This window comes from Roseomonas sp. TS2, assembly GCF_058833935.1.
This window is the reverse complement of sequence record NZ_JCACVY010000024.1, coordinates 25,167-36,546: the sequence shown is the minus strand read 5'-3', so window position 1 is coordinate 36,546 and position 11,380 is coordinate 25,167. Positions and strand designations below refer to the sequence as shown.

The following is an 11,380-nucleotide window of genomic DNA, read 5'->3' as shown; positions in this document are numbered from 1 at the left end:
GCCGGCGAAATCCCAGCCATCCGGCCGCTCGCCCCAGACCAGGATGCCGAGCGTCATGGTCCAGAGGATGCCGGAATACTCGAAGGGCGCGATCAGCGTTGTCTCGCCGCTGCGGTAGGCGGCCGTCATCAGCAGCTGCGCCAGGGCCGAGACGAGGCCCACCGCCGCCAGCAGCCCCCATTGCGCGGGCGTCGGCCAGACCCAGCCGGGAATCGCCGCCGCCGCCCCCACCACGCTGCCGCCGATGGCGAACCACAGCACGATAGCGGCGCCGCTCTCTCCCTGCGCGCCCATGCGGCGGATGGTGATCATCGCCAGCGCCCAGGCCACGGCGCCGGCCAGCACCGCCGCCACCGCGCCGCCCGGCAGCGCGCCGCCGCCGAAGCCGGGGCGGAGCATCAGCAGCACGCCGGCGAAGCCCACCAGCACCGCGCTGCACCGGCGCCACCCCACCTTCTCCCCCAGCAGCGGGATGGACAGGGCGGTGAGGAACAGCGGCATGGTGAAGCCCAGCGCCGTGACGGTGGCCAGCGGCAGGTGGACATAGCCGTAGAAGCTGCCGAACATGCCGATCAGCCCGTAGACGATGCGCTGCACATGCGACCACGGGTTGCGCGTGGCCAGGACCGCGCTCCGCCCTCCCGGCGGGGCGGTGGCCAGCGCCAGGGCCAGCAGCACCGGGATCGCGAAGAGGTTGCGGAACAGGATGACCTGCATGACCGGGATGGCCCCGCCCAGCAGCTTCACCGCCACGGCGGCGAGGGCGAAGGTGAGCGCGGCCCCCATGACGCAGAGGATGGCGCGGCGGCGCGCGGCGAGCAGCGCGCCCCTGTCGTCAGGACGGGCCGGCGGGGCATGGACGGAGGAAATGGGGCGGCTCATGATTGTGGCGTTTCCAGACGAGGTTAGGCTGCCCCCTGCATGAAGGCCAGACCATCCCCGCGGCACCCCAAGGCGCCGCCGGTGCCGCCGCACCCGCTCTACCTGCCGGAGAGCGACGAGGTTGCCTGGTCCGGCCGCTTCGCGCTGCAGGTCGTGCGCTTCCGCTACCGGCGCAGCGACGGCACGCCCTCCGCCCTGCTCACCTGGGAGATGTGGCGGCGCGGCCAGGGCGTGGTGCTGCTGCCCTACGACCCGCGCACCCGCCGCGTCGCGCTGATCGAGCAGTTCCGCCTGCCCGCCCTGGCCGCGGGCGAGGCGCCGGTGATGCGCGAGTGCCCCGCCGGCCTGCTCGGCGAGGGCGAGGACCCCGAGCGCGCCGCGCGGCGCGAGGCGGAGGAGGAGACCGGGCTGGTGCCCGACCGCGTGGAACCGATCGGCCAGTTCATGCTGATGCAGGGCGGCTGCGACGAGCGGATGCACTTCTACTGCGGCCGCGTCTCCCTGCCCGAGGCAGGGCTGCTCGGCCTGCGCGGGCTGGAGGCGGAGGGCGAGGAGACGCGCATCCTGGTGCTGCCGCTGGACGAGGCCCTGGCCCAGCTCGCCCGCAACGAGATCCGCAACGTCACGGCGGCGATGTCCCTGCTCTGGTTGCAGGTCAACGCGCCGCGCCTCGATACCGAATGGATGGATTGATGACAGAGACGCTGTTCCGCACCGAGCCCTATGCCCGCGACTGCACCGCCACGGTGGTCTCCTCGGGGCCGGAGGGCGTGGTCCTGGACCGCACCGTGTTCTACGCCCAGGGCGGCGGCCAGCCGGGGGACACCGGCTGGCTGCGCTGGGCGGGGGGCGAGATGCCCGTGAGCAACGCGGTGAAGGGCGAGGCCGGCGCGGTGCTGCACCTGCCGGCGCCCGACGCGCCCCTCCCCGCCCCCGGCACCGAGGTCACCGCCGCGCTGGACTGGCCGCGCCGCCACCGGCTGATGCGGATGCACACCACCCTGCACCTGCTGTGCAGCCTGATCCCCGGCGCCGGCGTCACCGGCGGGCAGATCGGGGTGGAGAAGTCGCGGCTGGATTTCGACCTGGCCGAGCCGCCCACCAAGGAATGGCTGAGCGAGCGCCTCAGCGCGCTCGCCGCCGAGGACCACGCGGTGGGCGAGCGCTGGATCACCGAGGCGGAGCTGGACGAGAATCCGGGCCTGGTGCGCACCCTCTCGGTGAAGCCGCCGCGCGGCGCCGGGCAGGTTCGGCTGGTGCGGATCGGCGCCGAGGCCTCGCCGGTCGATCTCCAGCCCTGCGGCGGCACGCATGTGGCGCGCACCGGCGAGATCGGCCCCGTCACCGTCACCAAGCTCGAGAACAAGGGCAAGCAGAACCGGCGCGTCTACATCACGCTGGAGGGATGAAACGCATGGACAACCTCGTCTCCACCGAATGGCTGGCGGCCGAGCTCGGCAAGCCGGACCTGCTGGTGTTCGACACCACCAAGTACCTGCCCAACGAGCCGAAGGACGCGCTGGCCGAATTTGCCGCCGCGCACATCCCCGGCGCCGGCTTCTTCGACATCGACGCCGTGGCCGATCCGGAGACGGACCTGCCGCACATGGCCCCCACCCCCGGCCGCGCCGCGCGGATGCTGGGGCAGCTCGGCATCTCCAACGCCCATCGCGTGGTGTTCTACGACCAGAAGGGGCTGTTCTCGGCGGCGCGCGGCTGGTGGCTGATGCGGCTGTTCGGCCACGAGAACGCCGCCGTGCTGGATGGCGGCCTGCCGAAATGGCTGGCCGAGGGCCGCGCCACCGCCACCGGCGCCCCGGCCATGGCGCAGAAGCAGGATTTCTGGGCCGACTTCATCGCCCGCCGCCTCGCCGGCATCGGCGACGTCAAGCGCATCGTGGCCGACCGCTCGGCGCTGATCCTCGACGCCCGCGCCAAGGGCCGCTTCGACGGCACGGCGCCGGAGCCGCGGCCCGGCCTGCCCTCCGGCCACATGCCCGGCGCCGCCAGCGTGCCGATCACCGACCTGCTGGCGCCCGACATGACGATGCTGCCGCCCGAGCGGCTGCGCGCCCGCTTCGCCGAGGCGGGCGTCGATGGCAGCAAGGCGCTCGTCACCTCCTGCGGCACCGGCGTCACCGCCTGCGTGCTGGCGCTGGGGCTGGTGCAGGCCGGCCTGCCCGAGCCCGCCGTCTATGACGGCTCCTGGACCGAATGGGCCAGCCGCCCCGAAACCCCGAAGCAGAGCACCCCCTGATGCCCGACGACGTTCCCCACGGCCCGAAGCACGGCACCAACACCGGCCATGGCTTCGCCACCCGCATGGCGCATGGCGGGCGGCCCGGCGTGCGCGAGCATGGCTTCGTCAACACCCCGGTCCATCGCGGCTCGACGGTGCTCTACCCCTCCTGCGAGGCGCGCGGCGCGCTGAACGCCCGCTCGCTCGAGCAGGTGATGACCTATGGCACCGCCGGCGGGCCGACGCATTTCGCGCTGGAGAACATGGTGGCCGAGATCGAGGGCGGCACCCGCGCCCTCATCACCGGCACCGGCCTCGCCGCCTGCACCCTGCCGCTGATGGCCTATCTCTCGGCGGGCGACCACTGCCTGATCCCCGACAGCGTCTATGGCCCGACGCGCCGCGTGGCGGAGGGGATGCTGAAGCGCTTCGGCATCGAGACCAGCTACTACGACCCGACGATCGACGCCGCCGGCCTGCAGGCGCTGCTGCGCCCGAACACGAAGGTGCTCTACACCGAGAGCCCGGGCAGCCACACCTTCGAGATGCAGGACATCCCGGCCCTGGCCGAGGTGGCGCATGCCCACGGCGCCAAGGTGCTGATGGACAACACCTGGGGCATCCACCACTTCCAGCCCTTCACCAAGGGCGTCGATGTCTCGATCCAGGCGCTGACCAAGTATGTCGGCGGGCATTCGGACGTGCTGCTGGGCAGCGTGACCGTGGCCTCGGAGGAGGACTGGGTGCGCGTGGCCTCGGCGGCGCGCGAGATCGGTCACTACGCCAGCCCCGATGATTGCTGGCTGGCGCTGCGCGGCCTGCGCTCCATGCCGATGCGGCTGAAGCACCAGTACGAGGCGGGGCTGGCCGTGGCGCGCTGGTTCGAGGGCCGGCCGGAGGTGCTGCGCGTCATCCACCCGGCCCTGCCCAGCCACCCGCAGCACGCGCTGTTCAAGCGGGACTTCACCGGCGGCTGCTCGCTCTTCGGCGTGGTGTTCCAGCCGCGCTACGACGTGAAGCAGATCAACGCGGTGGTGGACGGGCTGAAGCTGTTCGGCATCGGCGCCTCCTGGGGCGGCTATGAGAGCCTGGCGCTGCCCACCACCCAGTACATCACCCGCACCGCCACCGATGCCGGCGTGCTGCAGGGCCCGACGGTGCGCTTCCACATCGGCCTGGAGGAGACGGCCGACCTGATCGCCGACCTGGAGGCGGGGCTGGACAGCCTGCCGCGCTGAGGACGGGCGGCGCGGGGCGCGCCTGTCGCCACCCCGCGCCGGCCGGTGCTAGCCTTCCCCGCGAACCAGAAGAACGGGGGAACATCCATGCCGAACCGGCGCCATGTCCTGGCCGGGGCCGCCGCCCTGGCCCTCGCGCGGCCGGCCCTGCCGCGGGCCGAGACCTATCCCAGCCGCCCTGTCAGCCTCCTCATCGGCTACGCGCCGGGCGGGCTGACCGATGTGATGGTGCGGCTGGTGGCCGAGCGGCTGCAGCAGGAGCTCGGCCAGCCGGTGGTGGTCGAGAACCGCACCGGCGCCGCCACCGCCATCGCCGCCACCGCCGTGGCCCAGGCGCGGCCGGATGGCCACACCCTGCTGGTCGGCACCAACAGCCTGGCCATCAACCCGGCGCTGACGCCCGGCGCCACGCCGGCGGACCCGCTGGCGGCCTTCGCGCCCATCGGCGAGGTCTATTACAGCCCCTTCGCCCTGGCGGTGCGCCCGGAAGTGCCGGCGCGGGACTTGGCCGGGCTGATGGCGCTGGCACGCGAGAAGCCGGGCCACCTCAACTACGGCAGCTCCGGCTCCGGCTCGGTGAACCACCTGCTGACCGAGCTGCTGCTGCAGCGCGCCGGCGCGCAGATGACGCACATCCCCTTCCGCGGCGCCGGCCCCGCCCTGCTGGAGCTGCGCACCGGCCGCATCGACCTGTTCTACGCCACGCCGCTCGACGTGCGGCCGCTGGTGCAGGAGGGCAAGGCGCGGCTGCTGGCCATCTCCTCGCCCGGGCGCATCCCGAGCCTGCCGGAGCTGCCCTCGGTGGCGGAGAGCTTTGAGGGCTGCGCGGGCGTGCTGTGGCAGGGGCTGTTCGCGCCCGCCGGCACGCCGCCGCCGGTGCTGGAGCGGCTGCACGGCGCCCTCCGCGCCGCCCTGGCGGACCCGGCGCTGCGCGCCCGGGTGGAGAACCAGGGCGTGGTGCTGATGGACGGGGACGCCGCCGCCCTGCGCCAGCGCCTGGCGGCGGAGATGGCGCTCTGGCCGCCCGTCATCCGCGAGGCCGGCATCACGCCCGGCTGAGCACACCGGACCGCGAGGGATTTCCGCCGCGCCCCGCAACCCGGGGCGCGGCTGCGGCGCTTAGCCAGGGACTCCCCCAACGAGGACCTCCCTGTGCCCCCCGCGATCAACGTCTCTCGTATTTCCGAAGGGCGGCCCAACCCCCTGGGCGCCACCTGGACCGGCCTGGGCGTGAATTTCGCCCTGTTCTCGGCCCATGCCACCAAGGTTGAGCTCTGCCTGTTCGACGCCAGCGGCGAGACCGAGCTGGAGCGGATCGAGCTGCCGGAATACACCAACGAGGTGTTCCACGGCTTCCTGCCCGATGCACGGCCCGGCACCATCTACGCCTACCGCGTGCACGGCCCCTACGCGCCGGAGGAAGGCCACCGCTTCAACCCCAACAAGCTGGTGCTGGACCCCTATGCGCTGAGCCATGTGGGCGACCTGAAGTGGGACCACGCGCTGTTCGGCTACACCATCGGGCACGAGGCGGAGGACCTCTCCTACGACGAGCGCGACAGCGCGCCCTTCATGCCGAAATGCCGCGTGGTGGACCCCGCCTTCACCTGGGGCAATGACCGCCGCCCGCGCATCCCGTGGGAGCGCACCATCTTCTACGAGGCGCATGTCAAGGGCGTCACCAAGCTGCACCCGCTGGTGCCCGAGGACCAGCGCGGCACCTATGCCGGCCTCGGCAACCGCGACGTGATCCGGCACATCAAGTCGCTCGGCGTCACCTCGGTCGAGCTGCTGCCGATCCACTTCTTCCTCAACGACGACTACCTGCTCGAGAAGGGGATGATCAACTACTGGGGATACAACTCCCTGGGCTTCTTCTCGCCGGCGCGGCGCTACGCCCGCAACCAGGACTTCGCCTTCGCCGAGTTCAAGGAGATGGTGGCCCGGCTGCACGATGCCGGGCTCGAGGTCATCATGGACGTGGTGTACAACCACACGGCCGAGGGCAATGAGCGCGGCGCGACGCTGTCCTTCAAGGGCATCGACAACGCCAGCTACTACCGCCTGCTGCCGGACCAGAAGCGCTACTACATCAACGACACCGGCACCGGGAACACGGTGAACCTCTCCCACCCGCGCGTGCTGCAGATGGTGACGGACAGCCTGCGCTACTGGGTGAACGAGATGCATGTCGATGGCTTCCGCTTCGACCTCGGCACCATCCTGGCGCGTGAGCCGCACGGCTTCGACGACCAGTCCGCCTTCCTCAAGGCCTGCAACCAGGACCCGGTGCTGGCCGACGTCAAGCTGATCGCCGAGCCGTGGGACATCGGGCCGGGCGGCTACCAGGTGGGCAATTTCGCCCCCGGCTGGGCCGAGTGGAACGACAAGTACCGCGACACGGTGCGCGCCTTCTGGGTGGGCGAGGAAGGCAAGGCGGCCGATCTCGGCAGCCGCCTCTCCGGCTCGGCCGACCTGTTCGACCACCACGGGCGCAAGCCCTGGGCCAGCGTCAACTTCCTGGCCGCGCATGACGGCTTCACGCTGAACGACCTCGTCACCTACAACGAGAAGCACAACGAGGCGAATGGCGAGGAGAACCGCGACGGCCATTCGCACAACTACTCTTACAACTACGGCGTCGAGGGCCCGACCGACGACCCGGAGATCAATGCGCTGCGCGAGCGGCAGATCCGCAACATGCTGGCCACGCTCTACTTCAGCCAGGGCACGCCGATGCTGCTGGCCGGCGACGAGTTCGGCCGCACCCAGCAGGGCAACAACAACGCCTACTGCCAGGACAACGAGATCTCCTGGCTGGACTGGGAGTGGGACGACAAGGGCAAGCGCCTCGCCGCCTTCACCCGCCGCCTGGCCCGGCTGCGGGACCGCTTCCCTGTGCTGCGCCGCGGCCGCTTCCTCTCGGGCGAGTTCCATGAGGCGAGCGGGGTCAAGGGCCTCTCCTGGTTCAAGCCCTCGGGCGAGGAGATGGACAGCGCGGACTGGGAGGACCCCAACACCCGTTGCTTCGCCCGGATGCTGGACGGGCGGGCGCAGGAGAGCGGCATCCGCCGCCCCGGCCATGACGTGACGCTGCTGCAGATCATGAATGCCCACCACGACGCGGTGGAGTTCACCCTGCCGGAGAGCCAGGGTGGCCGCGCCTGGATCCGCCTGCTGGACACCAACATCTTCGGCACCGAGAAGGACGTGGAGGACAAGTTCGAGATCGGCGAGAGCTACACCGTGACCGGCCGCTCCCTGCTGCTCTTCTACCTCGACAAGGAGGAGCCGGAAGGCAACTGACGGAACGCCGTGGCAGGAGGGGCGGCGCCTCCCCTGCCACGCCTCAGCCGGCCGCGCAGCCGGCGCAGAGGCCCTCGACCTCCACCGTGGCGTTGCCGATGCGGAAGCCCGCGCGCCGGGCCGCGTCGTCGAGCGCATGCGCCACGGCGTGGTCGCTCAGCTCCACGGTCAGGCCGCATTGCCGGCAGATGAGGAACTGGTGGGCATGGTCGTGCCCATGCCCCTCATGGTGCGCGTGCCCGGCCTCGACGCAGCCGATGAAGGCGTTGAGCCGCTCCACCTTGTGGATCAGACCCTGCTCCAGCAGGAAATCCAGCGCCCGGTAGACGGTGGGCGGCGCCGCCCCCGGCCGCTGCGCCTTCAGCCGGTCCAGCAGCGCATAGGCGCCGAGCGGCTGCTCCGCCTCCAGCACCAGCTCCAGCACCTGCCGGCGCAGCGGCGTCAGCTGCACGCCGGCGCGCAGGCAGCGGGCCTCGGCCGCGTGCAGCGCCTGCTCCACCCCGCCCGGCGCGCCGTGGGGCATCCCCTCCGCGCCACCCTGCCCTGCCGCCATGCGCTCTCTCCCGAACCGTCACAGATGTTATATAGTAACCCGACCTGAGTGGAGAAACCGCCCCATGCCGGTTGCCGAACCCGATGCCCGCGCCCGCTTCCTCGCCGCCACGCGGTTCAACGAGCAGGGGCTGGTGCCCGCCATCGCCCAGGACCATGCCACTGGCGAGGTACTGATGATGGCCTGGATGAACGCCGAGGCCCTGCAGGAGACGCTGGCCACCGGACGTGTGGTCTATTTCAGCCGCAGCCGCAACGCGCTCTGGCGCAAGGGCGAGACCTCCGGCCAGGAGCAGCATCTGGTGGACCTGCGGCTGGATTGCGATGGCGACACCATCCTGGCGCTGGTGACGCAGAAGGGCGTGGCCTGCCACACCGGCCGCCGCTCCTGCTTCTACCAGGCGCTGCGCGAGGGCGAACTGGTGCCGATCGCGGCGCCCGAGGTGGACCCGGCGGTGCTCTATGGCCGTTGATCCGGGGGCCGTTGATCCGGGGGTTGCTGAGGCTCCGTCCTTCCCGCTGCCGGTCACGCTGCTGACCGGCTTCCTCGGCGCCGGCAAGACGACGCTGCTGAACCACCTGCTGAAGCAGCCCGCGATGGCCGGCACCGCCGTGCTGATCAACGAGTTCGGCGAGATCGGGCTCGACCACCTGCTGGTGGAGACGTCCGACGAGGATGCGGTGCTGCTGCAATCCGGCTGCCTCTGCTGCACCATCCGCGGCGACCTCGCCCTGGCGCTGGGGCGCATCGCCGGGCGGGTGCGGCAGGGCCAGGCGCTGCGGCGGGTGGTGATCGAGACCACCGGCCTCGCCGACCCGCTGCCCATCCTGCAGACGCTGATGGCCGAGCCCGCCGTGGCGCGGGACTTCGTGCTGGATGGCGTGGTGACGCTGGTGGACGCGGTGAACGGCGCCGCCACGCTGGATGCCCAGCCCGAGGCGGTGCGGCAGGCGGCGGTGGCCGACCGGCTGCTGCTGAGCAAGACCGACCTCGCCCCGCCCGCCGCGCTGGCGGCGCTGACCGCGCGGCTGCGCGCGCTGAACCCGGGGGTGGTGCCGGTCGCCGTCACCGGCGGCGCGGTGGCGCCGGAGGCCCTGCTGGGCTGCGGCCCCTTCGACCCCGCCACCCGCACCCCCGAGCTGCGCCACTGGCTCGACGAGGCGGCCTGGGCGGAGCACGGGCATCACCATGGGCACGGGCATGGGCACGGGGACCACCACCACCACCATGGCCATGCGCATCATGGCCACGACCCGAACCGGCACGATTCACGCATCCACGCCTTCTGCCTGACCTACGACACCCCCCTGCCCTGGGAGGGGCTGGCCACCTGGCTGGAGGTCCTCACCGCCACGCGGGGCGATGCGGTGCTGCGGGTGAAGGGCATCCTGGACCTGGAGGGGCAGGACCGGCCGGTGGTGATCCATGGGGTGCAGAGCGTCTGGCACAATCCCACCTTCCTGCCGGCCTGGCCGGCGGGGCAGCCACGCCGCTCGCGGCTGGTGTTCATCCTGCGCGACCTGCCGCGCGGCGCCATCGAGGAGGGGCTTGCCGCCTTCTGCCAGGCCGCCGCGGCCGAGGCGCGCATCGCGGCCGGCTGAGCCGGCTGCGCCGTGGCCGTTCTCCAGCCCGTGCTTTGACGGGGCCAAACCCAGGCGCTTCCCTGGCTTTAACACCACGATGAACCACCGCACCGGAGAACGCCCATGCCGCTGACCATGCCGGAGGAGATCCTCCTGCTCATGCTCGATGACGAGACGGGCCGCCTGACCGACCGCGCCGCGCCCTCGGGCGACTACGCGCTGACCGGCGCCATCCTCGCCGAGCTGCTGCTGGAGGAGCGCATCGCCACCGAGCCCGGCCGCCTCTCGGTGCGCGACGCCACGCCGACGGGTGACGCGGTGCTGGACGAGGTGCTGGGCCGCATCGCCGCCGAGGCGGAGCCGCGGGGCAACCGCTGGTGGATCGAGACCCTGTCGCGCGACGCCGACCGCCACCGCGACCACTATTTCAACCGCCTGATCGAGCGCGGCATCCTGAAGGCGGAGGAAGGGCGCTTCCTCTGGATCTTCCCCGAGCGCCGCTACCCGCAGATCTCCGACAAGGAGGAACGCGAGGTGAAAGCGCGGCTGATGAACGTCATCTTCGAGGAGGGTGTGCCGGAGCCGCGCGACTGCCTGCTGATCGGGCTGACGCGGGCCGCCGGGCTGTTCCCGATGCTGCTGGCCCCCACCGAGTTGGAACGCGCCCAGCCGCGCATCGACGCGGTGGCCGATATGGAGCAGCTCAACCGCAGCCTCTCCGCCGCGGTGCGCGACATCTTCAACGAGGTGGCCCGCTACGCCCCGATGATGTGAGGCCCCCGCGCGGCGCCGCCCCGCAGCGCGGGGCCGGCCCGCGCGTTGCACGATCCATGAGCCAGACCATGACCCCATCCTCCCCCGTCGCCCTCGTCAGCGGCGCCGCGCACGGCATCGGCGCGGGCATCGCCAGCCACCTGAAGCGGGAGGGCTGGCGCGTCGTCACCGCCGACCTCAACCCGGGCGAGGCCGGCACGCGCCATGTCATCGCCGATGTCTCGGACGAGGCGGCGGTCGGCGCGCTGGTGGACGGCATCGCGCGGCAGGAGGGGCGGCTGGACGCGCTGGTCTGCAATGCCGGCATCATGGTGCGCAAGCCGCTGGCCACGCTCTCCCTCGCCGAATGGAACAAGGTGCTGGGCACCAACCTGACCAGCGCCTTCCTGCTCGCCCGCGCCGCCGAGACGCTGCTCCGCGCGGCGCGCGGCAGCATCGTCACCATCGCCTCCACCCGCGCCCACATGTCGGAGCCGGACACGGAATCCTACTCCGCCACCAAGGGCGGCATCCTGGCGCTGACCCATGCGCTGGCCGTCAGCCTCGGCCCCGACGTGCGGGCCAACTGCGTCAGCCCGGGCTGGATCGATGTCAGCGGGGAGGCATTGCGGCCGGAGGACCACGCGCAGCATCCCGCCGGGCGGGTCGGGCGCGTCGAGGACATCGCGGCGCTGGTGGCGTGGCTGGTGGGGCCGCAGGCCGGCTTCGTCACCGGCGCCGAGTTCGTCGCCGATGGCGGCATGACGCGGAAGATGATCTACGCCGAATGAGGCAGGCGGGGGGAGCACGGCTCCTCCCGCCGCCT

General features: G+C 72.0%; 12 protein-coding genes. 10 read left to right on the top strand and 2 right to left on the bottom strand.

What is annotated here, in order from left to right:
* On the bottom strand, positions 1 to 882 hold an 882-nt coding region (locus tag ACZJYS_RS06830), incomplete at its 3' end, for a DMT family transporter (RefSeq protein WP_493176699.1).
* A gap of 39 nt (positions 883 to 921) precedes the next feature.
* Between ACZJYS_RS06830 and ACZJYS_RS06825 the strand changes: the two genes are divergently transcribed.
* The 6 genes from ACZJYS_RS06825 to glgX all read left to right on the top strand — a co-directional run bounded on the left by ACZJYS_RS06825 (position 922) and on the right by glgX (position 7,665).
* A complete protein-coding gene (locus tag ACZJYS_RS06825) occupies positions 922 to 1,575 on the top strand; it encodes an NUDIX domain-containing protein (protein WP_493176697.1) in 654 nt (217 codons plus the stop codon).
* Complete coding sequence (locus ACZJYS_RS06820) at positions 1,575 to 2,291, top strand: alanyl-tRNA editing protein (RefSeq protein ID WP_493176694.1); 717 nt, start codon at positions 1,575 to 1,577, stop codon at positions 2,289 to 2,291. The genes ACZJYS_RS06825 and ACZJYS_RS06820 overlap by 1 nt, the downstream gene beginning before the upstream one ends.
* 5 nt (positions 2,292 to 2,296) lie before the next feature.
* Positions 2,297 to 3,139 (top strand): sulfurtransferase, encoded by an 843-nt coding sequence (locus tag ACZJYS_RS06815; RefSeq protein WP_493176693.1) that lies wholly within the window; start codon positions 2,297 to 2,299, stop codon positions 3,137 to 3,139.
* Positions 3,139 to 4,359, top strand: coding sequence for a cystathionine beta-lyase (metC, locus tag ACZJYS_RS06810; protein ID WP_493176691.1), 1,221 nt, complete (start codon positions 3,139 to 3,141; stop codon positions 4,357 to 4,359). The genes ACZJYS_RS06815 and metC overlap by 1 nt, the downstream gene beginning before the upstream one ends.
* A gap of 87 nt (positions 4,360 to 4,446) precedes the next feature.
* Positions 4,447 to 5,418 carry a Bug family tripartite tricarboxylate transporter substrate binding protein gene (locus ACZJYS_RS06805; RefSeq protein WP_109514949.1) on the top strand — a complete coding sequence of 324 codons (972 nt, stop codon included), beginning with the start codon at positions 4,447 to 4,449 and terminating at the stop codon, positions 5,416 to 5,418.
* Between the two features lie 93 nt (positions 5,419 to 5,511).
* Positions 5,512 to 7,665 (top strand): glycogen debranching protein GlgX, encoded by a 2,154-nt coding sequence (glgX, locus tag ACZJYS_RS06800; protein ID WP_493176688.1) that lies wholly within the window; start codon positions 5,512 to 5,514, stop codon positions 7,663 to 7,665.
* A 43-nt stretch (positions 7,666 to 7,708) separates the two neighbouring features.
* On the opposite strand, the gene ACZJYS_RS06795 is transcribed toward glgX, so the two are convergent.
* Positions 7,709 to 8,218, bottom strand: coding sequence for a Fur family transcriptional regulator (locus ACZJYS_RS06795; protein ID WP_109514947.1), 510 nt, complete (start codon positions 8,216 to 8,218; stop codon positions 7,709 to 7,711).
* 64 nt (positions 8,219 to 8,282) lie between these two features.
* On the opposite strand from ACZJYS_RS06795, the gene hisI reads away from it, so the two are divergent.
* The 4 genes from hisI to ACZJYS_RS06775 all read left to right on the top strand — a co-directional run bounded on the left by hisI (position 8,283) and on the right by ACZJYS_RS06775 (position 11,345).
* On the top strand, positions 8,283 to 8,690 hold the full coding sequence (hisI, locus tag ACZJYS_RS06790) for a phosphoribosyl-AMP cyclohydrolase (RefSeq protein ID WP_493176684.1): 408 nt from the start codon (positions 8,283 to 8,285) through the stop codon (positions 8,688 to 8,690).
* The gene (locus ACZJYS_RS06785) at positions 8,680 to 9,819 is read left to right on the top strand and encodes a CobW family GTP-binding protein (protein WP_493176682.1); all 1,140 of its coding nucleotides are present in this window, start codon (positions 8,680 to 8,682) and stop codon (positions 9,817 to 9,819) included. The genes hisI and ACZJYS_RS06785 overlap by 11 nt, the downstream gene beginning before the upstream one ends.
* Before the next feature lie 105 nt (positions 9,820 to 9,924).
* Entirely contained in the window at positions 9,925 to 10,575 is a 651-nt protein-coding gene (locus ACZJYS_RS06780; RefSeq protein ID WP_109514944.1) for a GOLPH3/VPS74 family protein, read from the top strand.
* Positions 10,576 to 10,643: 68 nt separating this feature from the next.
* Positions 10,644 to 11,345: an SDR family oxidoreductase gene (locus ACZJYS_RS06775; RefSeq protein ID WP_493176680.1), complete on the top strand. Its 702-nt coding sequence runs from the start codon at positions 10,644 to 10,646 to the stop codon at positions 11,343 to 11,345.
* Positions 11,346 to 11,380 lie beyond the last annotated feature (35 nt).

What these genes read in the sequence shown, in the direction of transcription:
- ACZJYS_RS06825 (WP_493176697.1), top strand. Translation starts at nt 922, where the DNA reads ATGAAGGCCAGACCATCCCCGCGGCACCCCAAGGCGCCGCCGGTGCCG.
- hisI (WP_493176684.1), top strand. Translation starts at nt 8,283, where the DNA reads ATGCCGGTTGCCGAACCCGATGCCCGCGCCCGCTTCCTCGCCGCCACG.
- ACZJYS_RS06780 (WP_109514944.1), top strand. Translation starts at nt 9,925, where the DNA reads ATGCCGCTGACCATGCCGGAGGAGATCCTCCTGCTCATGCTCGATGAC.
- ACZJYS_RS06785 (WP_493176682.1), top strand. Translation starts at nt 8,680, where the DNA reads ATGGCCGTTGATCCGGGGGCCGTTGATCCGGGGGTTGCTGAGGCTCCG.
- ACZJYS_RS06820 (WP_493176694.1), top strand. Translation starts at nt 1,575, where the DNA reads ATGACAGAGACGCTGTTCCGCACCGAGCCCTATGCCCGCGACTGCACC.
- ACZJYS_RS06775 (WP_493176680.1), top strand. Translation starts at nt 10,644, where the DNA reads ATGACCCCATCCTCCCCCGTCGCCCTCGTCAGCGGCGCCGCGCACGGC.
- ACZJYS_RS06795 (WP_109514947.1), bottom strand. Translation starts at nt 8,218, where the DNA reads ATGGCGGCAGGGCAGGGTGGCGCGGAGGGGATGCCCCACGGCGCGCCG.
- metC (WP_493176691.1), top strand. Translation starts at nt 3,139, where the DNA reads ATGCCCGACGACGTTCCCCACGGCCCGAAGCACGGCACCAACACCGGC.
- ACZJYS_RS06815 (WP_493176693.1), top strand. Translation starts at nt 2,297, where the DNA reads ATGGACAACCTCGTCTCCACCGAATGGCTGGCGGCCGAGCTCGGCAAG.
- ACZJYS_RS06805 (WP_109514949.1), top strand. Translation starts at nt 4,447, where the DNA reads ATGCCGAACCGGCGCCATGTCCTGGCCGGGGCCGCCGCCCTGGCCCTC.